The organism is Escherichia sp. KTE31, from assembly GCF_000407925.1.
Lineage (GTDB): Bacteria > Pseudomonadota > Gammaproteobacteria > Enterobacterales > Enterobacteriaceae > Escherichia > Escherichia ruysiae.
In genome coordinates this window covers 972,260-995,025 of the sequence record NZ_KE136726.1, presented here as the reverse complement: position 1 = coordinate 995,025, position 22,766 = coordinate 972,260, and the positions used below count along the sequence as shown (strand labels likewise).

Genomic DNA, 22,766 nt, shown 5'->3' with positions numbered 1-22,766 from the left:
AACGCTGTGTATCGTAACGGTAACACTGTAGAGGGGAGCACATTGATGAGCACGTCAGACGATATCCATAACACGACAGCCACCGGCAAATGCCCGTTCCATCAGGGCGGTCATGACCAGAGCGCAGGTGGGGGCACAACCACTCGCGACTGGTGGCCAAATCAACTCCGTGTTGACCTGTTAAACCAACATTCTAATCGTTCTAACCCACTGGGTGAGGACTTTGACTACCGCAAAGAATTCAGCAAATTAGATTACTACGGCCTGAAAAAAGATCTGAAAGCCCTGCTGACAGAATCTCAGCCGTGGTGGCCTGCCGACTGGGGCAGCTATGCGGGCTTATTTATTCGTATGGCCTGGCACGGCGCGGGGACTTACCGTTCCATCGACGGACGCGGCGGCGCAGGTCGTGGTCAGCAACGTTTTGCACCGCTGAACTCCTGGCCGGATAACGTTAGCCTCGATAAAGCGCGTCGCCTGTTGTGGCCAATCAAACAGAAATATGGTCAGAAAATCTCCTGGGCAGACCTGTTTATCCTCGCGGGTAACGTGGCGCTGGAAAATTCCGGCTTCCGTACCTTCGGTTTTGGTGCCGGTCGTGAAGACGTCTGGGAACCGGATCTCGACGTTAACTGGGGTGATGAAAAAGCCTGGCTGACCCACCGTCATCCGGAAGCACTGGCGAAAGCACCGCTGGGCGCAACCGAGATGGGGCTGATTTACGTTAACCCGGAAGGCCCGGATCACAGCGGCGAACCGCTTTCGGCGGCGGCGGCTATCCGCGCGACCTTTGGCAACATGGGGATGAACGACGAAGAAACCGTGGCGCTGATCGCGGGTGGACACACGCTGGGTAAAACCCACGGTGCCGGTCCGACATCTAACGTTGGCCCTGACCCGGAAGCTGCACCGATTGAAGAACAAGGTTTAGGTTGGGCGAGCACTTACGGCAGCGGCGTTGGCGCAGATGCCATTACCTCTGGTCTGGAAGTAGTCTGGACCCAGACGCCGACCCAGTGGAGCAACTATTTCTTCGAGAACCTGTTCAAGTATGAGTGGGTACAGACCCGCAGCCCGGCTGGCGCAATCCAGTTCGAAGCGGTAGACGCACCGGAAATTATCCCGGATCCGTTTGATCCGTCGAAGAAACGTAAACCGACGATGCTGGTGACCGACCTGACGCTGCGTTTTGATCCTGAGTTCGAGAAGATCTCTCGTCGTTTCCTCAACGATCCGCAGGCGTTCAACGAAGCCTTTGCCCGTGCCTGGTTCAAACTGACGCACAGGGATATGGGGCCGAAATCTCGCTACATCGGACCGGAAGTGCCGAAAGAAGATCTGATCTGGCAAGATCCGCTGCCGCAGCCGATCTACAACCCGACCGAGCAGGACATTATCGATCTGAAATTCGCGATTGCGGATTCTGGTCTGTCTGTCAGCGAGCTGGTATCGGTGGCCTGGGCGTCTGCTTCTACCTTCCGTGGTGGCGACAAACGTGGTGGTGCCAACGGTGCACGTCTGGCATTAATGCCGCAGCGCGACTGGGATGTGAACGCAGCAGCCGTTCGTGCTCTGCCAGTTCTGGAGAAAATTCAGAAAGAGTCTGGCAAAGCTTCGCTGGCGGATATCATCGTGCTGGCTGGTGTGGTTGGCGTAGAGAAAGCCGCAAGCGCCGCAGGTTTGAGCATTCATGTACCGTTTGCGCCGGGGCGCGTTGATGCGCGTCAGGATCAGACTGACATTGAGATGTTTGAGCTGCTGGAGCCAATTGCTGACGGTTTCCGTAACTATCGCGCTCGTCTGGACGTTTCCACCACCGAGTCACTGCTGATTGATAAAGCACAGCAACTGACGCTGACCGCGCCGGAAATGACTGCGCTGGTGGGTGGGATGCGCGTACTGGGTGCCAACTTTGATGGTAGCAAAAACGGCGTCTTTACTGACCGCGTGGGCGTATTGAGCAATGACTTCTTTGTGAACTTGCTGGATATGCGTTACGAGTGGAAAGCGACCGACGAATCGAAAGAACTTTTCGAAGGCCGTGACCGTGAAACCGGCGAAGTGAAATACACTGCCAGCCGTGCGGATCTGGTATTTGGTTCTAACTCTGTCCTGCGCGCGGTGGCAGAAGTTTACGCCAGCAGCGATGCCCACGAGAAGTTTGTTAAAGACTTCGTGGCGGCATGGGTGAAAGTAATGAACCTCGACCGTTTCGACCTGCTGTAATCTGACCTCCTTCAGCGACTGCCTTTCAGGCAGTCGCTGAAGTTTCTTTACCGGCGTATAGTGTCGCTAACAAAACTACTACACGCTGGATCTCTCATGCCTACTACGGGAAAGAGCAACCCACTGGCAATCAGTGGCCTGGTTGTGCTCACACTTATCTGGAGTTATAGCTGGATTTTCATGAAGCAAGTTACCAGCTACATCGGTGCCTTCGACTTTACCGCCTTACGCTGCATTTTCGGCGCTCTCGTTCTGTTCATCGTCCTTTTATTACGTGGTCGTGGGATGCGCCCGACGCCGTTTAAATACACTTTAGCCATTGCCCTGTTACAAACCTGCGGGATGGTAGGGCTGGCGCAATGGGCACTGGTCAGCGGCGGTGCGGGAAAAGTGGCTATCCTGAGTTATACCATGCCGTTCTGGGTGGTGATTCTCGCGGCGTTGTTTCTCGGTGAACGACTGCGACGCGGGCAATATTTCGCGATTCTGATTGCTGCCGTTGGTTTATTGCTGGTGTTGCAGCCGTGGCAACTCGATTTCTCGTCGATGAAAAGCGCCATCCTGGCAATCCTCTCCGGCGTCAGTTGGGGGGCGAGCGCGATTGTTGCTAAACGCCTTTATGCCCGCCATCCGCGCGTGGATTTATTGTCATTAACGTCCTGGCAGATGCTTTATGCGGCGCTGGTGATGAGTGTGGTCGCTTTACTGGTGCCGCAACGTGAAATTGACTGGCAACCCACCGTGTTCTGGGCGCTGGTATACAGTGCGATTCTGGCGACGGCGCTGGCCTGGAGCTTATGGTTGTTCGTGCTGAAAAACTTACCCGCCAGTATCGCCAGCTTAAGCACACTGGCGGTTCCCGTTTGCGGGGTACTCTTTTCCTGGTGGCTGCTCGGTGAGAATCCCGGCGCGGTTGAAGGTAGCGGTATTGTGCTGATTGTGCTGGCACTGGCGCTGGTGAGCCGTAAGAAAAAAGAAGCCGTCAGCGTAAATAGGGTCTGAATTTTTTCTTCACGTGGGGCGATCGCTTATTGAACAAAATAACGATAGTGCCCCACCATCCGCCAGCTAAACAGCACGTCTTCTTCCTGCGCACCTGCGCCGATGTTATGAATCACCAGCGGCGTACCGTCGCGGGCAAAACCATCTGAAACCACACCGATATGTGCCAGCCCGTTATCTAATCGCCAGGAGACAATATCGCCCGCTTGATAGTCACTGGCGTTTTTGCTGGTGGGGCGTGTTTTATCATGGCGGGTAAACCAGGTTTCCAGGTTCGGCACCCGACGGTGATCGATGTTGCTGTCAGGGCGTTTTAACTGCCACTTTTGTGGATAATCGGCAAAATTCTTCGCCATATCTTCGTGCACCAGCTTCTGCAAATCGACCTTCTGGCTGCGCAGGGCACGGATCACTACATCGGAGCATACGCCGCGCTCCTGCGGGACATCGCCGCCAGGATAGGTAAGCTGCACATATGCCGGATCGTAAAACAGCGTACTGCCAATTTGCTGTCGGGCGCCATCCGCGATGGCAAGGTTGGTGTTGGCCTGAATTTGTACCACGGTTGGTGGAACAGCGGGAGATTTTAAGGAGTGGCTGGTAAAGGCTGTCAGAAGGCTGACCAGCGCCAGTGAAGCTTTCATCTGGTTCGTCCGTGAAAATAAGAGTCACAGATTCGACCTTCTGGGCTAATGATTGTTCTGTGGAGAAAGTGTCCAGAAGCGGATAAAAAACTCCCGAACAACGTGGGAGTTTCAGATTACTGGCACAGAGTGTCGGATGCGGCGTGAACGCCTTACCCGGCCTGCAAAAGCACGCAAATTCAATATATTGCAGAGATTGCGTAGGCCTGATAAGCGTAGCGCATCAGGCAATTTTGCGTTCAAACTCCCGGACAAGCCGGGAGTTTGGTATAGGTTATTCCCACTCTTGCAGGAAACGCTGACCGTACTGGTCGGCTACCAGCAGTGCGGCGTAAACCTGATCTGGCGTTGCGCCGCCTGGCATGTTGTGAATAGTTTCACCTTCTGCACAAGATGCTTCTGCGACAATCCGCATTTTCGCCGGAATATCTTCTTTAATATCCAGTTGCGCCAGGGTAATTGGCAGACCAACGGCATGACACAGCGCCGCGACGGTTTCGATTTCCTCAACCGGCGCGTTTTCCAGCACCAGCTGTGTCAGCGTACCAAACGCCACTTTTTCACCGTGATAATAGTGATGCGCGTCCGGGATAGCGGTCAGGCCGTTATGCACAGCGTGTGCCGCAGCCAGACCACCGCTTTCAAAGCCCACGCCGCTCAAATAGGTGTTCGCTTCAATCACGCGCTCCAGCGCCGGAGTTACCACATGCTGTTCGGCGGCGAGCATCGCTTTTTCGCCTTCTTCCAGCAGGGTGTTGTAGCACAGTTCAGCCAGCGCCAGCGCCGCCTGGGTGCACTTGCCGCCCGCCATGGTGGTCGCGCCACTGCGAGAGCAGGCACGTGCTTCAAACCAGGTTGCCAGCGCATCACCGATACCCGCCGCTAACAGGCGTGCAGGTGCGCCAGCAACGATTTTGGTGTCGACAATGACGCGTTCCGGGTTGTTCGGCAGCAGCAGATAGCGGTCAAACTCACCATCATCAGTGTAGATAACAGACAGTGCGCTACACGGTGCGTCGGTAGAGGCTATGGTCGGCGCGATTGCTACCGGAACACCCATAAAGTGCGCCAGTGCTTTGGCGGTATCGAGGGTTTTGCCGCCGCCGATACCGAGAATTGCGCCACACTGAGCGGTTTCCGCAATGCCGCGCAGACGGTCGATCTCATTTTGCGAACATTCACCGCCAAACGGCGCAATTTCTACTACCAGTCCAGCATCTTTAAAGCTTTTCTCGACAGTGGATTGAGCAAAACCTAAAACAAATTTGTCACCCACCACTAACCAGCGTTCTGCCAGCGGCTTCAGGTATTCGCCCAGACGATTAATGACATCTGCGCCCTGGATGTATTTACCCGGTGATTGAATAATGCGGTCCATAATTGCTCCTTTAGAGATGAGTAGTGCCAAATGCGGCATTCCAGTCGTGTTCGAACTTCTCTATAGCTGACTCTACCGCAGGCGTGTTGAGCATTTGTTGCGCTACATCTAAGGGCAGGGTGATGGATTCACATCCTGCCAGCAAACAATCCAGCGCCTGACGCGGTGTTTTAAAGCTGGCAGCCAGCACCATGCTTTCTGGCGCGTGCATTTCCAGCAATGCTTGCAACTCCTGAACCGTGCGAATACCGTCACCGCCCTGGGCGTCTACGCGGTTAACATACGGAGCAACGTATTTGGCGCCTGCCAGCGCGGCTAATAACCCTTGTGCGGCGCTATATACAGCGGTGCCAAGCGTAGTAATACCTTCTTTTTTCAGTATTTTAATTGCTGCCAGACCTTCGGCGGTCACCGGGATTTTCACCACAATGCCCGGAATGGCGTCGCGCAGACGCTTCGCTTCTTCCACCATACCCTGCGCGTCACGGCTCATGGTCTGAGCAAACAGAATGCCCTCATCACCAATCGCTTTTTGCAGACGCGGCAGCACTTCCCAGATGGACTCCTTGCTGGCAGCGATAATGCTCGGGTTAGTTGTCACCCCGGCAATCGGGAATATGCGTGCCAGACGTTCAACTTCTGCGACGTTAGCGGTGTCCAGATACAGTTCCATGATGTTTCCTTTTAAAGTTCCAGTTCATGTTGCAGCAGGCTGGCGATAGCGTCGGCAGAGGCGGCGTTAACCAGCGCGTTACGGAATTCTTCGTGCATGATGCGGCGAGCGAGGCGCGAGAAAATGCGCATATGCTGATCTCCCGCAGCGTGTTTGTTCAGGGTTAACATAATGATGAATTGCGCTTCATCATCACCCCAGCGTACCGGTGCTGCCAGACGCGCCACGCTGATGGTGGACTGCTCAATATGTTCCGATTTGCTGTGCGGAATAGCGAAACTAAAGCCCAGACCGGTAGAGAAAACGGCCTCGCGCGCCCACAAGTCGGCTTCCAGTTTACGCGGATAGCGGCAGCGGCCTGCCAGCAGCAGGTTATCGGTCATGCCTTTCAGCACTTCTTCTTTGCTGCGCCAGTCGCTTTCCAGCGTGATGCACTCGGCGGTGACCAGTGGTGCGTCCTGTTGTGTCATGCGGAATTGTGCCAGCAGGTGTTCCACTTCCAGCGAAGTACGGCAGGCCATCGCCTGGTTGAGTAACTGGCGGCATTCGCGGCTATCAAGTTGCGCCATGCGCGCTTTTGCTGCCGGAATTGACGGCGCGCTCATGCTGAGTTCATCCAGCCCTAAACCGACCAGCAGCGGCAGCACGGAACCTTTCGCCCCCAGTTCACCGCACAGACCAATCCATTTGCCCTGGCGATGCACCGCCTGCACGGCGTAATCGAGCGCCCGCAAGAATGCCGGATTCAGGCTGTTGTAGTGACGGGTGACTTTGGCGTTATCGCGATCGACTGCCAGCAGATATTGCGTCAGGTCATTACTACCGATACTAAAGAAATCAATCTCTTCGCAGCACTGATCGATGATGAACATCACCGACGGTACTTCCAGCATGATGCCGAGCTGGATCTTCTCATCAAACGGAATGTGTTCGTTACGCAGTTGCTGTTTAGCTTCTGCCAGTTTTTCTTTCACCCATAAGATCTCTTCCATTGAGGAGATCATCGGGATCATGATTTTCAGGCTGCCGTGAGCAGAGGCGCGCAGGATCGACCGTAGCTGCGTGGTAAACAGCGAGGCGTACTCTTCATAAATACGCACGGCGCGATAACCGAGGAACGGGTTAGCTTCTGCGGGAATGTTCAGATAATCAACGGGTTTGTCGCCGCCAATGTCCATGGTACGCACAATAATGCTGCGTCCGTTGGCGGACTCCAGCGCCTGACAAAAAATGTTGTACAGCTCGCTTTCGCCCGGTGCGCTGGTGCGGTCCATATAGAGCATTTCAGTGCGGAACAGGCCAACACCTTCCGCGCCATTGCCAAATGCGGCCTGCGCTTCCACGGAGTGGGCGATGTTAGCGGCAATTTCAATGCGGATACCGTCAGCGGTGCGGGCTTGCTGGGTCAGCCAGACACGTTGCTGCTCACGCAGGGCGTCCTGTACGCGGGCTTCTTGCTGATAATAACGAGCTACGGCTTCCCCTGGCTCAACCACAATCGCCCCGGCGTTGCCGTCGATATAAATCGTTTGATGCTGCCACGGAGTAAGCGTGTCGATGTCCACGCCAACTAGCGTCGGAATGTTGAACGAACGGGCAAGAATTACTGTATGTGACGTGGTGCCGCCGCTTTTGAGTAACAAGCCTTTGAGGTGATTTTTATCCAGTTCGAGGAACTGGCTGGGGGTCAGTTCATCCGCCATACAAATGGCGGGCTGCGTCAGCTTGCCCGGTGCCGGGAAGCGTTGTTCACCGTAAATTTGCTGGAGTAACTGGAAGCAGACGTCGCGCACATCCAGGGCTCGCTCTTGCAGGTAGCTGCTGCTGGAACGCGCGAACTCTTCGCAAAAGTGATTCGCACTGGCAACAATCGCTTCGGCGCAGCTTAATCCCTCGCTGACGCCCGCCAGTAGGTGTTGACGCAGCGAAGTGTCACCTGCCAGTGAGCGGTGTGCCTCCAGAATCGCGCTGGTGGCGCCGTCGCTATCAAGCAGACGAAACTCAATGTTTTTCATCACCAGCGTCAGGCCGTTTTCCAGCGCGGATTGCTCGGCGTCAACGTCTTTGGCTGCGGGAAGATTACCCAGTGCGTTAAGATCTAAAGAAGAGATTGGCGTCAGAATGCCGCCTGCGCTACCGCTGCATACGGTGCGGGCGCGGATAATTCGCGGATTCAGGTTGGTCAGTGAAACCGGCAGCGGCTCCAGTTCGTCAGATTTAACTTCCGCCAGTGGCGCGTCACAGTGGGGAAATTCATCGCGCAGCCATTGGCTTAAACGCTGGTGCGCTTCCTGTTCGTCTGCTCCGGAAATCAGTAACTGGCAGTTATCGCCCACCAGCGTATCGGTGCCAATTAGCGCCAGGGCGCTTTTGGCGTTGCCTTTGCGATCGGTGCGCAGGTTATGCCACTCAATTTGTGATGAAAAAGTATTACACAGCGTTTCAACGTGGCTTGCCGGACGTGCATGTACGCCGTTAGGTAGCTCACAAATAAATTCTACAATCAGGGCCATTGCCTTTCTCCCGGTACGGTTTTCTGTTTACAGGATAAGAGCGCATGGCAACGGCCTGCCATGTGACAAATCTGCCAAAAGCTGGACAAATGTAATGTAACCGCTAATTTGCGACGCGTCTCACAAGACGCGCCACTCCGGCATGATTCCGAGTTAACGCAAGTTATGAGGCGGATCGCATTTTTGTACAGACATTACAAAAATCCAGTAAATGGCCTTTTTATCCACTGTTTGCCCTGCCTGCGATTGCCTATTGTTTCTGCCATCAAAAATATGGACATGGGCTTTACTAAGCCTGGGAGCGACTTATGAATGAGTTGGTGCAGATCCTGAAAAATACCCGTCAGCACTTAATGACGGGCGTTTCACACATGATTCCCTTCGTGGTATCGGGCGGTATTTTGCTGGCGGTTTCCGTCATGTTGTATGGCAAAGGCGCAGTGCCGGATGCCGTAGCCGATCCGAATCTGAAAAAACTGTTTGATATCGGCGTCGCGGGTTTGACGCTGATGGTGCCTTTCCTCGCGGCGTACATCGGTTACTCCATTGCTGAACGCTCTGCGCTGGCTCCGTGTGCTATCGGTGCCTGGGTCGGCAACAGTTTTGGCGCGGGCTTCTTTGGTGCGCTGATCGCCGGGATTATCGGCGGCATCGTGGTGCATTACCTGAAGAAAATTCCGGTGCATAAAGTTCTGCGTTCCGTCATGCCAATCTTCATCATCCCGATCGTCGGCACACTGATTACCGCTGGCGTCATGATGTGGGGGCTGGGCGAGCCAGTGGGTGCATTGACCAATAGTCTGACCCAGTGGCTTCAGGGGATGCAGCAGGGCAGCATTGTTATGCTGGCGGTGATCATGGGACTGATGCTGGCGTTCGATATGGGCGATCCGGTTAACAAAGTGGCCTATGCGTTCATGCTGATTTGCGTTGCTCAGGGGGTTTATACCGTGGTGGCCATTGCCGCTGTGGGTATTTGTATCCCGCCGCTGGGTATGGGGCTGGCGACGTTGATTGGTCGTAAAAATTTCTCCGCTGAAGAGCGCGAAACCGGCAAAGCGGCGCTGGTGATGGGGTGCGTTGGCGTCACCGAAGGGGCAATTCCTTTCGCCGCTGCCGATCCGTTACGCGTGATCCCTTCCATCATGGTCGGTTCAGTTTGTGGCACGGTGACCGCAGCAATGGTCGGCGCGCAGTGCTATGCAGGCTGGGGTGGTCTGATTGTGCTGCCGGTGGTTGAAGGTAAGTTGGGTTATATCGCGGCAGTGGCTGTCGGGGCGGTTGTGACGGCAGTCTGCGTGAACGTACTGAAAAGTCTGGCGCGTAAAAATGGGTCTTCGACTGATGAGAAGGAAGACGACCTGGATCTGGATTTTGAAATTAATTAATTGAGGAACGAGCCATGACGAAAATTATTGCAGTAACCGCATGTCCTTCAGGTGTTGCCCATACCTATATGGCTGCAGAGGCGCTGGAAAGTGCCGCGAAAGCGAAAGGCTGGGAAGTGAAAGTAGAAACCCAGGGCTCAATCGGTCTGGAAAATGAACTGACTGCTGAAGACGTGGCGAGCGCCGATATGGTGATTCTGACCAAAGATATCGGCATCAAGTTTGAAGAGCGTTTTGCTGGCAAGACCATCGTGCGCGTCAACATCAGCGATGCAGTAAAACGCGCTGATGCCATCATGAGCAAAATTGAAGCTCACCTGGCGCAAACCGCTTAAGTTCTTATCCCGCCCGCAAGGGCGGGTTCGCTTTCCTACAGGAGTTCCTCATGACGAATCGTATCTCTCGCCTTAAAACTGCACTGTTTGCCAATACCCGTGAAATCTCGCTGGAGCGTGCGCTGCTTTATACCGCCAGCCATAAGCAAACCGAAGGCGAACCGGTGATTATTCGTCGGGCAAAAGCCACAGCGTATATCCTGGAACACGTTGAAATTTCGATTCGTAATGAAGAACTGATTGCCGGTAACCGCACCGTAAAACCTCGCGCCGGGATTATGTCGCCGGAAATGGACCCTTACTGGCTGCTGAAAGAGCTGGACCAGTTCCCGACGCGACCGCAGGATCGCTTCGCCATCAGCGAAGAAGATAAACGTATCTACCGCGAAGAGTTGTTCCCGTACTGGGAAAAACGTTCGATGAAAGATTTCATCAACGGGCAGATGACGGATGAAGTAAAAGTCGCAACCAGCACGCAGATTTTCAGCATCAACCAGACGGATAAAGGCCAGGGGCACATCATTATTGATTACCCGCGCCTGCTGAATCACGGGCTGGGTGAACTGGTGGCGCAGATGCAGCAACATTGCCAGCAACAGCCGGATAATCACTTTTATCAGGCCGCGCTGTTACTGCTGGAAGCTTCACAAAAACACATTTTGCGTTATGCCGAACTGGCGGAAACGATGGCGGCAAACTGCACCGATGCTCAGCGTCGTGAAGAACTGCTGACTATTGCAGAGATCTCCCGTCATAACGCGCAACATAAGCCGCAGACGTTCTGGCAGGCGTGCCAGTTGTTCTGGTACATGAACATCATTCTGCAATACGAATCCAACGCCAGTTCGCTGTCGTTAGGGCGCTTTGACCAGTATATGTTGCCGTTCTATCAGGCATCATTAACCCTGGGCGAAGATCCGGCGTTCCTGAAAGAATTGCTCGAATCTTTATGGGTGAAGTGCAACGACATCGTGCTGTTACGCTCCACCAGCAGCGCGCGCTATTTCGCAGGTTTCCCGACCGGCTATACCGCACTGCTCGGCGGTTTAACCGAGAACGGACGTAGCGCGGTGAACGTGCTTTCGTTCCTCTGCCTCGATGCTTATCAAAGCGTACAATTACCGCAACCGAACCTTGGTGTGCGCACTAACGCCTTGATCGACACACCGTTCCTGATGAAAACCGCAGAAACCATCCGCCTCGGCACTGGTATTCCACAAATCTTCAATGATGAAGTGGTGGTGCCAGCGTTCCTCAACCGAGGCGTTTCGCTGGAAGATGCGCGCGACTATTCCGTAGTGGGCTGCGTAGAGTTGTCTATTCCTGGCAGAACCTACGGCTTGCATGACATCGCAATGTTTAACCTGCTGAAAGTGATGGAAATCTGCCTGCATGAAAATGAAGGCAATGCCGCGCTGAGCTATGAAGGTTTGCTGGAACAGATCCGCGCCAAGATCAGCCACTACATCACTCTGATGGTTGAAGGCAGCAATATTTGCGATATCGGCCATCGTGACTGGGCGCCTGTACCGCTGCTCTCGTCGTTTATCAGCGATTGTCTGGAAAAAGGTCGCGATATTACCGATGGCGGCGCGCGTTATAACTTCTCCGGCGTACAGGGGATAGGTATCGCTAACCTGAGCGATTCTCTCCATGCGTTGAAAGGGATGATTTTTGATCAACAGCGTTTAAGTTTTGACGAATTGTTGTCGGTATTAAAAGCCAACTTCGCAACACCCGAAGGCGAAAAAATCCGCGCTCGCTTAATTAACCGCTTTGAGAAATACGGCAACGATATTGACGAGGTGGATAACATCAGCGCCGAACTGTTACGCCACTACTGCAAAGAAGTGGAAAAATACCAGAACCCGCGCGGCGGCTACTTCACGCCGGGGTCGTATACCGTTTCTGCTCATGTCCCGTTGGGATCGGTGGTTGGCGCGACGCCAGACGGTCGTTTTGCCGGAGAGCAACTGGCAGACGGTGGCTTGTCGCCAATGCTGGGCCAGGACGCACAAGGGCCAACGGCGGTACTGAAGTCAGTCAGTAAGCTCGATAACACGCTGCTTTCTAACGGTACATTGCTGAACGTGAAATTCACTCCAGCGACCCTGGAAGGTGAAGCGGGATTACGCAAACTGGCCGACTTCTTACGGGCATTTACCCAGCTTAAGTTGCAGCATATTCAGTTTAACGTGGTGAATGCCGACACGTTGCGGGAAGCGCAACAACGCCCACAGGACTATGCCGGGCTGGTGGTGCGCGTTGCCGGATACAGCGCCTTCTTTGTCGAACTGTCGAAGGAGATCCAGGATGACATCATCCGCCGGACAGCGCATCAGCTGTAACGTTGTGGAAACGCGCCGCGATGACGTGGCGCGCATTTTCAACATTCAGCGTTATTCGCTGAATGACGGTGAAGGCATTCGCACGGTGGTCTTTTTTAAAGGCTGCCCGCATCTTTGCCCGTGGTGTGCTAATCCAGAGTCGATCTCCGGCAAAATCCAGACGGTACGCAGAGAGGCGAAATGTCTGCACTGCGCGAAATGTTTACGTGATGCGGATGAATGTCCGTCCGGGGCATTTGAACGGATTGGTCGCGATATCAGCCTCGATGCGCTGGAGCGGGAAGTGATGAAAGATGACATTTTCTTTCGCACGTCTGGCGGTGGTGTCACGCTTTCTGGCGGCGAAGTGTTAATGCAGGCGGAATTTGCGACCCGTTTTTTACAGCGACTGCGGCTGTGGGGCGTCTCATGCGCTATCGAAACTGCCGGAGATGCGCCAGCCAGCAAGCTGCTACCGCTGGCGAAATTGTGCGATGAAGTGTTGTTCGATTTAAAAATTATGGACGCGACTCAGGCGCGGGATGTGGTGAAGATGAATCTGCCACGTGTGCTGGAGAACCTGCGTTTGCTGGTAAGCGAAGGTGTCAACGTGATCCCGCGTTTACCGCTGATCCCAGGTTTCACGCTCAGCCGGGAGAATATGCAGCAGGCGCTGGACGTGCTGATCCCGCTGAATATCAGGCAAATCCACCTGTTGCCGTTTCATCAGTACGGTGAACCGAAATACCGCCTGCTGGGGAAAACATGGTCGATGAAAGAGGTTTCTGCGCCCTCGTCAGCCGATGTGGCAACGATGCGCGAAATGGCAGAACGAGCCGGATTTGAGGTTACCGTGGGGGGGTAAAATGGCATACCTGGTGGCAGTAACCGCCTGCGTCAGCGGCGTGGCGCATACTTATATGGCGGCAGAACGGCTGGAAAAATTATGCCAGCAAGAGAAGTGGGGCGTCAGCATTGAAACCCAGGGGGCGCTGGGAACGGAGAATCGTTTAGCGGACGAGGATATCCGTCGGGCAGATGTCGCGCTGTTGATTACGGATATCGAGCTTGCCGGTGCCGAGCGATTTGAGCATTGTCGCTATGTTCAGTGCGGTATCTACGCGTTCCTGCGAGAGCCGCAGCGGGTAATGAGCGCGGTACGAAAAGTGCTCTCTGCGCCGCAGCAAACCCATCTTATTCTGGAGTAGTCGGTTTTTCTGTCAGTTGACTGTGATACTGCCGACGATACTCCGACGGCGAGCGTTCGGTGTTTTTACGAAACAGACGGCAGAAGTAGTTGCTGTCGACGAAGCCGCAGGCGTGCGCCACTTCTTTTACCTTCAGGTCATAGCCTTTCAACAACGTTTTTGCATGTTCCAGCCGTGTATGATTCAGGTATTCGTTAAAGCCCGTCGCACCCGTTTTTTGAAACAGGTGGGAGAGGTAATTGGGCGAAATATAGAATGCCTGCGCGACAGATTCACGGGTTAGCGCGGAGGCATAGCGTTCGTCGATATAATCACGAATCGCTTCAAATAGTGCCTGGCTGCGTGAGGCGGTCTGGATTTGGCTGCCAAGCAAATCGCGGCAGTGACTAAGCAGACTCGCGACGATAAGCCTTGCCGTTTGCTGCTCCTGTGGCTGCATTTGCATTTCATTGAGCGTTTGCAACAAGAATGAACCAATGCGCGGGCCGCGTCGGGCGACGTGCTGCTTTGCCAGATTTTGGTATTGCTTTCCATCCCATTGCACGACGCTGAATCCGAGCTGCTGTTTGCCAAACAGCACGCTAAAGGTGGTGGCGGGTGTTTGCCATTGCGGGAAGTTCCAGCCGCCAGCGGGAACGTATAGTACATCGCCGGGAACTAACGTTGCGCCAGCACCGGTATCAACAAACTCACCTTCCAGCACAATTTCCAGCCGTGGAAAATCGACCCGATATGCGAGATCGGGAGCCGGACCGTTGGTGCAGGCAAAGTAAATCTGGCGCAGCGACAGCGGGCCGTTTATCAGGCGGGAGAGCAGATAGCTGACGTCGTGATACATGTTATTCCCTTAGGTATGTAGACGGGAAAACAGTAACTGGCATTATGAAAAAAGGCCACCTGAAAAGTGTGGCCTGATGAGAGTTCGATGTAAACATTGCGGCAGTTGTATTGCCGGATGCGGCGTAAACGCCTTATCTGACCTACCGCCGCAATCTGTAGGCCGGATAAGACGCGTCAAGCGTCGCATCCGGCAAATAGCACCTGACTGATAATTACTGATTACCCACCTGATCGCCATACGGCAGAGTGTCGTAATCGATCAGCGCGTTTTTCTTGTACGGGTTGCCAATCCAGCGAGTGGTTTCTTTGAACTGCGGGTTCACCACCGAACGGGTTGGATCGTAACCGTCGTAAGATAAGCCCGCCAAATCCGACCAGGTGTGGATCAGTTCTGCCAGGCTGTATTTACGATTGACATCCTGCGAGAAATCACGCGGATGAGTCGCCTGCCATTTTTCCGACGTCCACAGCAGGAACGGAATGGTGTACATGTGGCGCGTCGGGTTATCTTCGTTACGCCCCTGGGTTTTGTGTGGCGGCGTGTCGTAAACCTCTTCACCGTGGTCAGAGAAATAAACCAGGAAACCGTTCGGATCGGTCGCTTTAAAGTCTTTAATCAGGCTTGCCACCACGTGATCGTTATACAGGTTAGCGTTGTCGTAATCGTTATACGACTCCAGCTCTTCTGCGCTTAATCCTGGTGGGACATGATCGGTATTGCCATCAAACTTGCCCTGATCTTCCGGGTAACGGTACTTGTATTTGATATGTGTACCCAGCAGATGAACGATGATCAGTTTCTTCGGCGCAGGGTTCTTCAGCACTTCCTGGAACGGCTTCAGCACGTTAGTGTCGTATTCACGCGCACTCTGCGTACGTTGCTGGTTCATGTAGTACTGCTTGTCGGTCTGGCGCGAAAATACCGTCAGCATGGTATTGCGGGCGGTCATTGTCTGCTGGTTGGTGATCCAGAAGGTTTTATAACCCGCCTGTTTCATCATGTTCATCAGCGACGGCTGCGTCAGATACAGATCCGGGTTCTTTTCGTTGGCGAAAGTCAGCGCCTGTTGCAGGATTTCAATGGTATACGGACGAGACGTAACCACGTTATTAAACACGGTCAGATTCGGATCGGTTTTATGCAGCGCATCCAGCTCCGGCGTGGTCTCGCGCGGATAACCGTACAGACTCATGCGTCCACGCTGGGTTGACTCGCCAATCACCAGTACCAGGGTGCGCGGTTCGTTACCCGATTCATCTTTGAAATTAGCCAGTGGCGGTAATGCATTATTTTCATTCAGCAGCTTCGTCAGCGAGTTAAGTTGCTGGCGATACTGATAATAACCGGTCAGAAATTGCCACGGGGCGGCAGGTTCCATGCGCGATGCCAGGTTATCCAACGTTTTCTCAAACGGTTTGTTTTTGATAAACGTATTCATGGCGATCGGATGCAGAATCAAACCGTAAAGCAGGGCAAAAGAGACGATATAACGCCACGGCTTCGGAATATAGACCGGGCGCAGGCGTGTCCACAGCAGAACAGCCACCGCCGTATAGGCCAGCGCGATAAGCACAATCTTCAGGCTGAAATACTGGCTTAAATACTCGCTGGCTTCGTTGGTGTTGGTTTCAAACATCACAAACAGAACGCTCTGCGAGAACTCCTGACCGTAGATGACGTAGTAGCACAGCGCCGCCAGAGAGGCCGCCCACAGCACCACGCCGATCACTGCGGCAATAATTTTAATCCGCTTCGGAAAGAGGAATACCGGGATCAACCACAGCGAACTGAACAGCAGTGAGTCGCGAATGCCGTTGGTGCCGCTGTAGCCGCTGATGTAAATAATGGCCTGTAACAGGGTAGAGAAAAACCAAAAGTAGAGCAGTGCCCAACCCAGGGCTTTCCAGCTAAAAAGGGGGTTAGTCTGGACTTCAGTGGAATGCATAGTAAGAACCCGTTTTGGATAATAGCGCCGAATGTAAGGACAAAACCTTAAGGATATCTGAAGGGATATCCAGAATCTGGGTGAAATGCAGACAGAAATATATTGAAAACGAAGGTGTTAGAACAGAAGTATTTCAGAAAACCCTCGCGCTATTGCACGAGGGTTGAGAGAGGATGGGGGTTAGCCAGTATTACGCATACCTGCTGCAATTCCGGCAATAGTGACCATCAACGCTTGTTCGACGCGGGGATCCGGCTCCTGGCCTTCTTTTTCTGCCTGGCGGGAGCGGTGCAGCAACTCTGCCTGCAGTACGTTCAGCGGGTCAGTGTATATATTTCGTAGCTGAATAGACTCGGCAATCCACGGTAGATCGGCCATCAGATGGGAATCGTTGGCAATTGCCAGCACCACTTTGATGTCTTCTTCTTGCAGATTGCGTAACTCTTTACCTAACGGCCACAGCTCTTTGTCGACCAGGCGTTGGTCATAGTATTCCGCCAGCCACAGGTCTGCTTTGGCGAAGACCATTTCCAGCATTCCCAGACGCGTTGAGAAGAACGGCCAGTCGCGGCACATGGCTTCCAGTTCGCTCTGTTTGCCGTCTTCGACCACTTTTTGCAGCGCAGTACCCGCACCCAGCCAGGCTGGGAGCATCAGGCGGTTTTGCGTCCAGGCGAAGATCCACGGAATTGCGCGCAGTGATTCGACGCCACCGGTCGGGCGACGTTTCGCCGGGCGTGAACCTAACGGCAGTTTGCCCAGTTCCTGTTCCGGCGTGGCGGAGCGGAAGTATGGAACAAAGTCTTTGTTTTCACGCACATAACCACGGTAGAGATCGCAGGAGATGACCGATAGTTCATCCATAATGTGACGCCAGCTCTCTTTCGGCTCCGGCGGTGGCAGCAGGTTGGCTTCCAGAATCGCCCCGGTGTACAGCGACAGGCTGCTGACAGTGATTTCCGGCAGACCGTATTTAAAGCGAATCATCTCGCCCTGTTCGGTCACGCGCAGGCCGCCTTTCAGGCTTCCTGGCGGTTGCGATAGCAGCGCCGCATGAGCCGGTGCGCCGCCGCGACCAATAGAACCACCGCGACCGTGGAACAGCGTCAGTTCAATACCTGCTTTTTCGCAGGTTTTGATTAACGCATCCTGTGCCTGATATTGCGCCCAGGAAGCCGCCATCACGCCCGCATCTTTTGCCGAGTCGGAATAGCCAATCATCACCATCTGTTTGCCCTGAATCAGGCCGCGATACCAGTCGATATTCAGCAACTGGGTCATGACATCGTTAGCGTTGTTCAGGTCATCGAGAGTTTCAAACAATGGAGCCACCGGCATTGCAAACCCGATACCCGCTTCTTTCAACAGCAGGTGGACAGCCAGTATGTCAGACGGCGTTTTCGCCATTGAGATCACGTAGGCGGCAATTGAACCTTGCGGTGCTTCGGCAATCACCTGACAGGTATCAAGCACTTCGCGCGTTTCGGCGCTCGGTTGCCAGTTGCGTGGCAGAAGCGGACGTTTGGAGTTCAGTTCGCGGATCAGGAACGCCTGTTTGTCGGCCTCTGACCAGCTTTCGTAGTCGCCGATGCCGAGGTAGCGGGTCAATTCACCCAGTGCTTCAGTATGACGGGTGCTCTCCTGACGGATATCAATACGCACCAGCGGTACACCGAAACATTTCACGCGGCGCAGAGTATCGAGCAGATCGCCGTTGGCGATAATGCCCATACCACACGCTTGCAGGGACTGGTAGCAAGCGTAGAGCGGCTCCCACAGTTCTTCGTTCTGCGTCAGCAGACCTTCCGGCTTCGGCAGTTCTTCACCTTTCAGGCGCGCTTCCAGCCATGCCTGGGTTGCCATCAGGCGGGAACGCAGGTTTTTCATCAGATAGCGATACGGTTCTGCGGCACCTTCTTCGCCGACCAGCGCCAGCAGTTCAGGGGTTGCTTCAACCATCGACAGTTCAGAAACCAGCACCTGAATATCTTTCAGGAACAGGTCTGTTGCTTTCCAGCGGCTGAGCAGAAGTACGTGACGGGTAATGTCTGCGGTGACGTTCGGGTTGCCGTCGCGGTCGCCGCCCATCCACGAGGTAAAACGCACCGGAACAAATTCGACGGGCAGTTTGTAGCCGAGATTCTCTTCCAGTTGTTCGTTTAGTTCGCGCAGGTAATTCGGTACGCCTTGCCACAGGCTGTTTTCTACTACGGCAAAGCCCCATTTGGCTTCATCTATCGGGCTTGGGCGCAGCTTACGGATTTCATCGGTATGCCATGACTGGGCGATCAACTGGCGCAGGCGGCGCATCAGTTGGTTGTGTTCGTAGTCGGCGATATCTTTGTTGTCGAGCTGTTTTAAGCAGGCGTTCACTTCCACCATTTTGTGGATCAGTGTACGGCGGGTAATTTCGGTTGGGTGCGCAGTGAGAACCAGTTCCAGCGACAGTGATTCCACCGCTTTTTTGATGGTGTCTTCGCTCAGTTCCGGCTGGTTTTTCAGTTTACGCAGGGTGCGGGCGATCACTTCCGGGTTGCTGGCTGCCTCGCCTTTCGGTGAAATGCTGTGGTATTGCTCGGCGGTGTTGGCCAGGTTCAGGAACTGACTAAACGCACGCGCAACGGGCAGCAGCTCGTCGTTCGACAAATTTTGTAAGGTGGTGAGCAACTCCTGGCGGTTAGCATCATTGCCAGCGCGTGAAGATTTGGACAACTTACGGATAGTTTCTACGCGTTCAAGAATGTGTTCTCCCAACGCATCCTTGATGGTTTCTCCCAGCACTTTGCCGAGCATACTGACATTACTACGCAATGCGGAATATTGTTCGTTCATATAACCCCAGACACCCCATCTTATTGTTTGAAGCCCGGTATCCTTCACGTCGCATTGGCGCGAATATGCTCGGGCTTTGCTTTTCGTCGTCTTTTATAAAGCCACGTAAAAGCGGTGACGTCAAATGCTGCGAAATCGCTTCAGCAAACGAATAACTAGCAGGAATTTACGCCATTAAATTCACGATGATTTAAATAAGCGTAACTTATGGGAATGTTAAAAAATCACCATACATAACACCAAAGGTGTAGGTCGGATAAGATGCGCAAGCATCGCATCCAACATTATTGTGGCACCAGAGTTTGGTAACAGTGCCGGATGCGGCGCGAGCGCCTTATCCGGACTACGTTTTAATGCCAGCAGAAATGGTGAATGACCTGGGTGATCAGTTCGCGAGTGGGCTTGATAAACCGTGTCTCCAGATATTCATCAGGCTGATGGGCTTGATTGATGGAACCCGGCCCCAGTACCAGCGTCGGGCATAACGTCTGAATAAACGGTGCTTCGGTGCAGTAGTTCACCACTTCGGTCTTTGCACCGAGTAATTTCTCAACCACTTCAACCAGTTGATGATTCGGCGGGCACTCGTAACCAGGGATCGGCGGATGCAGCTCTTCGACCGTCAGACGACCCGGCCAGCGTTCGCTCACCGGAGCCAGCGCGTCGTTGAGTAAGCCATTAAGTTCATTGAGCGTCATGCCAGGCAACGGACGAATATCCATATGCAACTCGCAGCAAGCGCAAATACGGTTAGAGGCGTCGCCGCCGTGAATATGCCCAAGGTTGAGCGTGGGATATGGCACGGTAAACGCTTCGTAGTGATAACGCTCTTTCAGGTTATCGCGCAATTGCAAAATATGACCGATGGCGTCGTGCATCAGTTCGATAGCGTTAACTCCGCGCGACGGATCGCTGGAATGCCCCGACTGACCCAGAATGCGAATGGCGTTAGAGATGTGGCCTTTATGCGCGCGTACCGGTTGTAGCGACGTCGGTTCGCCAATGATGGCGCAATCCGGGCGCAGGGCGGTGGTTTCGGCAAAATAACGCGCTCCTGCCATACTGGTTTCTTCATCGGCAGTCGCCAGAATGTAGAGCGGTTTTGCCAGCTTCGTGACGTCGACATCGCGTAGCGCATCGAGGATAAACGCAAAAAAGCCTTTCATGTCGGCGGTGCCTAAGCCGTAAAGCTTGCCGTCATGCTCCGTCAGTGTAAACGGATCGCGCGTCCAGCGACCATCATCAAATGGCACCGTATCGGTATGCCCCGCCAGCAACAAGCCGCCAGCCCCCTGTCCGCAACTGGCCAGCATATTAAATTTGTTGCGAGTTCCTGGCACAGGCTGCACTTCCACATTGAAGCCTAAATCTTTAAACCAGTCCGCCAGCAGAGTGATTAAATCTGCATTGCTTTGATCGAGAGCCTCTTCCGTGGCGCTTATTGAAGGTGTGGCAATCAGAGCACGGTAAATCTCGATAAATGGCGGTAATTTGTTTTTCATTGTTGACACACCTCTGGTCATGATAGTATCAATATTCATGCAGTAATTGTGAATAAAAATACACTAACGTTGAGCGTAATAAAACCCACCAGCCGTAAGGTGAATGTTTTACGTTTAACCTGGCAACCAGACATAAGAAGGTGAATAGCCCCGATGTTGAATACGCTGATTGTGGGTGCCAGCGGCTACGCTGGCGCAGAGCTAGTGACCTATGTAAATCGCCATCCGCATATGAACATAACCGCTTTGACTGTTTCAGCGCAAAGCAATGATGCGGGAAAGTTAATCTCCGATTTGCATCCGCAGCTAAAAGGCATCGTTGATCTGCCGTTGCAGCCGATGTCGGATATCAGCGAGTTTAGCCCAGGGGTGGACGTGGTGTTTCTCGCCACCGCCCATGAAGTCAGCCACGATTTAGCACCGCAATTTCTTGAAGCGGGCTGCGTGGTGTTCGACCTTTCCGGCGCGTTTCGTGTTAACGACGCTGCCTTCTATGAAAAATATTACGGCTTTACCCATCAATACCCGGAACTGCTGGAACAGGCCGCTTATGGTCTGGCGGAGTGGTGTGGCAATAAATTAAAAGAAGCGAACTTGATTGCGGTGCCGGGCTGTTATCCGACGGCGGCACAACTGGCGCTGAAACCGTTGATTGATGCCGATCTTCTCGACCTCAGTCAGTGGCCGGTGATTAACGCCACCAGCGGTGTGAGCGGAGCGGGACGTAAGGCAGCGATTTCAAACAGCTTTTGTGAAGTTAGCCTGCAACCGTATGGTGTCTTTACCCATCGCCACCAGCCGGAGATCGCCACGCATCTCGGTGCTGACGTTATCTTCACCCCGCATCTGGGCAATTTCCCGCGCGGCATTCTCGAAACCATTACTTGCCGCCTGAAGCCTGGCGTGCACCAGGCGCAAGTGGCGCAAGCGTTACAGCGGGCGTATGCCCATCAACCGCTGGTGCGTCTGTATGACAAAGGCGTTCCGGCGCTAAAAAACGTCGTCGGGCTGCCGTTCTGCGATATCGGGTTTGCCGTTCAGGGCGAGCATCTGATTATTGTGGCGACCGAAGACAATTTATTGAAAGGTGCGGCGGCACAAGCGGTACAGTGCGCCAATATTCGTTTTGGCTATGCCCAAACGCAGTCTCTTATTTAAGGGTGCAATCATGAATCCATTAATTATAAAACTGGGCGGCGTATTGCTGGATAGTGAAGAGGCGCTGGAACGTCTGTTTAGCGCACTGGTGAATTATCGTGAGTCACATCAGCGTCCGCTGGTGATTGTCCACGGCGGCGGCTGCGTGGTGGATGAGCTGATGAAAGGGCTGAATCTACCGGTGAAAAAGAAAAACGGCCTGCGGGTGACGCCTGCGGATCAGATAGACATTATCACCGGGGCGCTGGCGGGAACGGCAAATAAAACCCTGCTGGCGTGGGCGAAGAAACATCAGATTGCTGCCGTAGGTTTGTTTCTTGGTGACGGCGACAGCGTCAAAGTGACCCAGCTTGATGAAGAGTTAGGTCATGTTGGACTGGCGCAGCCAGGTTCGCCTAAGCTTATCAATACGTTGCTGGAAAACGGCTATCTCCCGGTGGTTAGCTCCATTGGCGTAACGGACGAAGGGCAACTGATGAACGTCAATGCTGACCAGGCCGCGACGGCGCTGGCAGCAACGCTGGGCGCGGATCTGATTTTGCTTTCCGACGTCAGCGGCATTCTCGACGGCAAAGGGCAACGTATTGCTGAGATGACCGCCGCGAAAGCAGAACAACTGATTGAGCAGGGCATTATTACTGACGGCATGATTGTGAAAGTGAATGCGGCGCTGGATGCTGCACGCACGCTGGGGCGCCCGGTGGATATCGCCTCCTGGCGTCATGCGGAACAGCTTCCGGCACTGTTTAACGGTATGCCGATGGGTACGCGGATTTTAGCTTAAGTTTTGTTGG

17 protein-coding genes are annotated in these 22,766 nt (G+C 53.8%); 9 read left to right on the top strand and 8 right to left on the bottom strand.

Annotated features, from left to right (window positions below; all coding sequences use genetic code 11):
* Positions 1 to 45 precede the first annotated feature (45 nt).
* Both katG and yijE read left to right on the top strand, forming a co-directional pair.
* Entirely contained in the window at positions 46 to 2,226 is a 2,181-nt protein-coding gene (gene katG / locus WES_RS01080; RefSeq protein WP_001296626.1) for a catalase/peroxidase HPI, read from the top strand.
* A 96-nt stretch (positions 2,227 to 2,322) separates the two neighbouring features.
* Entirely contained in the window at positions 2,323 to 3,228 is a 906-nt protein-coding gene (gene yijE / locus WES_RS01085) for a cystine transporter YijE (protein WP_001143321.1), read from the top strand.
* 26 nt (positions 3,229 to 3,254) lie between these two features.
* Here the strand turns inward: yijE and WES_RS01090 are convergent, their stop codons facing one another.
* From WES_RS01090 to ptsP, 4 genes are all read right to left on the bottom strand, one after another.
* Positions 3,255 to 3,872 carry a DUF1287 domain-containing protein gene (locus WES_RS01090; RefSeq protein ID WP_000647903.1) on the bottom strand — a complete coding sequence of 206 codons (618 nt, stop codon included), beginning with the start codon at positions 3,870 to 3,872 and terminating at the stop codon, positions 3,255 to 3,257.
* Positions 3,873 to 4,146: 274 nt separating this feature from the next.
* Complete coding sequence (gldA, locus tag WES_RS01095) at positions 4,147 to 5,250, bottom strand: bifunctional L-1,2-propanediol dehydrogenase/glycerol dehydrogenase (protein WP_000373988.1); 1,104 nt, start codon at positions 5,248 to 5,250, stop codon at positions 4,147 to 4,149.
* A gap of 10 nt (positions 5,251 to 5,260) precedes the next feature.
* Positions 5,261 to 5,923 carry a fructose-6-phosphate aldolase gene (fsa, locus tag WES_RS01100; protein ID WP_000424833.1) on the bottom strand — a complete coding sequence of 221 codons (663 nt, stop codon included), beginning with the start codon at positions 5,921 to 5,923 and terminating at the stop codon, positions 5,261 to 5,263.
* An 11-nt stretch (positions 5,924 to 5,934) separates the two neighbouring features.
* On the bottom strand, positions 5,935 to 8,436 hold the full coding sequence (ptsP, locus tag WES_RS01105) for a phosphoenolpyruvate--protein phosphotransferase (RefSeq protein ID WP_016158819.1): 2,502 nt from the start codon (positions 8,434 to 8,436) through the stop codon (positions 5,935 to 5,937).
* Positions 8,437 to 8,744: 308 nt separating this feature from the next.
* On the opposite strand from ptsP, the gene WES_RS01110 reads away from it, so the two are divergent.
* From WES_RS01110 to WES_RS01130, 5 genes are read left to right on the top strand one after another with little or no spacing between them, the layout of a single operon-like run.
* Complete coding sequence (locus WES_RS01110; protein WP_016158818.1) at positions 8,745 to 9,824, top strand: PTS fructose transporter subunit EIIC; 1,080 nt, start codon at positions 8,745 to 8,747, stop codon at positions 9,822 to 9,824.
* A gap of 14 nt (positions 9,825 to 9,838) precedes the next feature.
* Positions 9,839 to 10,159, top strand: a complete 321-nt coding sequence (locus tag WES_RS01115) for a PTS fructose-like transporter subunit IIB (protein ID WP_000161265.1) — start codon at positions 9,839 to 9,841, stop codon at positions 10,157 to 10,159.
* A 50-nt stretch (positions 10,160 to 10,209) separates the two neighbouring features.
* The gene (locus tag WES_RS01120) at positions 10,210 to 12,507 is read left to right on the top strand and encodes a formate C-acetyltransferase (RefSeq protein WP_016158817.1); all 2,298 of its coding nucleotides are present in this window, start codon (positions 10,210 to 10,212) and stop codon (positions 12,505 to 12,507) included.
* On the top strand, positions 12,473 to 13,351 hold the full coding sequence (locus WES_RS01125) for a [formate-C-acetyltransferase]-activating enzyme (RefSeq protein WP_000204106.1): 879 nt from the start codon (positions 12,473 to 12,475) through the stop codon (positions 13,349 to 13,351). Before WES_RS01120 ends, WES_RS01125 begins: the two co-directional genes overlap by 35 nt.
* Before the next feature lies 1 nt (position 13,352).
* The gene (locus tag WES_RS01130) at positions 13,353 to 13,694 is read left to right on the top strand and encodes a PTS fructose-like transporter subunit IIB (RefSeq protein ID WP_000323855.1); all 342 of its coding nucleotides are present in this window, start codon (positions 13,353 to 13,355) and stop codon (positions 13,692 to 13,694) included.
* Here the strand turns inward: WES_RS01130 and WES_RS01135 are convergent.
* The 4 genes from WES_RS01135 to argE form a co-directional block, all read right to left on the bottom strand.
* Positions 13,681 to 14,532 carry an AraC family transcriptional regulator gene (locus WES_RS01135; RefSeq protein ID WP_000274606.1) on the bottom strand — a complete coding sequence of 284 codons (852 nt, stop codon included), beginning with the start codon at positions 14,530 to 14,532 and terminating at the stop codon, positions 13,681 to 13,683. The two genes, WES_RS01130 and WES_RS01135, sit on opposite strands and share 14 nt — an antisense overlap.
* A 214-nt stretch (positions 14,533 to 14,746) precedes the next feature.
* The gene (locus WES_RS01140; protein WP_016158816.1) at positions 14,747 to 16,480 is read right to left on the bottom strand and encodes a phosphoethanolamine transferase CptA; all 1,734 of its coding nucleotides are present in this window, start codon (positions 16,478 to 16,480) and stop codon (positions 14,747 to 14,749) included.
* Positions 16,481 to 16,660: 180 nt separating this feature from the next.
* Positions 16,661 to 19,312 (bottom strand): phosphoenolpyruvate carboxylase, encoded by a 2,652-nt coding sequence (gene ppc / locus WES_RS01145; protein WP_016158815.1) that lies wholly within the window; start codon positions 19,310 to 19,312, stop codon positions 16,661 to 16,663.
* 350 nt (positions 19,313 to 19,662) lie between these two features.
* Complete coding sequence (gene argE, locus WES_RS01150) at positions 19,663 to 20,814, bottom strand: acetylornithine deacetylase (RefSeq protein ID WP_010353983.1); 1,152 nt, start codon at positions 20,812 to 20,814, stop codon at positions 19,663 to 19,665.
* Positions 20,815 to 20,967: 153 nt separating this feature from the next.
* Here argE and argC point away from each other — a divergent pair, with 153 nt between their 5' ends.
* A complete protein-coding gene (gene argC / locus WES_RS01155) occupies positions 20,968 to 21,972 on the top strand; it encodes an N-acetyl-gamma-glutamyl-phosphate reductase (protein ID WP_016158814.1) in 1,005 nt (334 codons plus the stop codon).
* A gap of 7 nt (positions 21,973 to 21,979) precedes the next feature.
* The gene (gene argB / locus WES_RS01160) at positions 21,980 to 22,756 is read left to right on the top strand and encodes an acetylglutamate kinase (RefSeq protein ID WP_001362445.1); all 777 of its coding nucleotides are present in this window, start codon (positions 21,980 to 21,982) and stop codon (positions 22,754 to 22,756) included.
* Positions 22,757 to 22,766 lie beyond the last annotated feature (10 nt).

Coding starts and splice junctions, on each gene's coding strand:
- argE (WP_010353983.1), bottom strand. CDS start 20,814: ATGAAAAACAAATTACCGCCATTTATCGAGATTTACCGTGCTCTGATT.
- WES_RS01120 (WP_016158817.1), top strand. CDS start 10,210: ATGACGAATCGTATCTCTCGCCTTAAAACTGCACTGTTTGCCAATACC.
- fsa (WP_000424833.1), bottom strand. CDS start 5,923: ATGGAACTGTATCTGGACACCGCTAACGTCGCAGAAGTTGAACGTCTG.
- yijE (WP_001143321.1), top strand. CDS start 2,323: ATGCCTACTACGGGAAAGAGCAACCCACTGGCAATCAGTGGCCTGGTT.
- WES_RS01125 (WP_000204106.1), top strand. CDS start 12,473: ATGACATCATCCGCCGGACAGCGCATCAGCTGTAACGTTGTGGAAACG.
- WES_RS01140 (WP_016158816.1), bottom strand. CDS start 16,480: ATGCATTCCACTGAAGTCCAGACTAACCCCCTTTTTAGCTGGAAAGCC.
- ptsP (WP_016158819.1), bottom strand. CDS start 8,436: ATGGCCCTGATTGTAGAATTTATTTGTGAGCTACCTAACGGCGTACAT.
- WES_RS01090 (WP_000647903.1), bottom strand. CDS start 3,872: ATGAAAGCTTCACTGGCGCTGGTCAGCCTTCTGACAGCCTTTACCAGC.
- WES_RS01110 (WP_016158818.1), top strand. CDS start 8,745: ATGAATGAGTTGGTGCAGATCCTGAAAAATACCCGTCAGCACTTAATG.
- katG (WP_001296626.1), top strand. CDS start 46: ATGAGCACGTCAGACGATATCCATAACACGACAGCCACCGGCAAATGC.
- WES_RS01130 (WP_000323855.1), top strand. CDS start 13,353: ATGGCATACCTGGTGGCAGTAACCGCCTGCGTCAGCGGCGTGGCGCAT.
- argC (WP_016158814.1), top strand. CDS start 20,968: ATGTTGAATACGCTGATTGTGGGTGCCAGCGGCTACGCTGGCGCAGAG.
- ppc (WP_016158815.1), bottom strand. CDS start 19,312: ATGAACGAACAATATTCCGCATTGCGTAGTAATGTCAGTATGCTCGGC.
- gldA (WP_000373988.1), bottom strand. CDS start 5,250: ATGGACCGCATTATTCAATCACCGGGTAAATACATCCAGGGCGCAGAT.
- WES_RS01115 (WP_000161265.1), top strand. CDS start 9,839: ATGACGAAAATTATTGCAGTAACCGCATGTCCTTCAGGTGTTGCCCAT.
- WES_RS01135 (WP_000274606.1), bottom strand. CDS start 14,532: ATGTATCACGACGTCAGCTATCTGCTCTCCCGCCTGATAAACGGCCCG.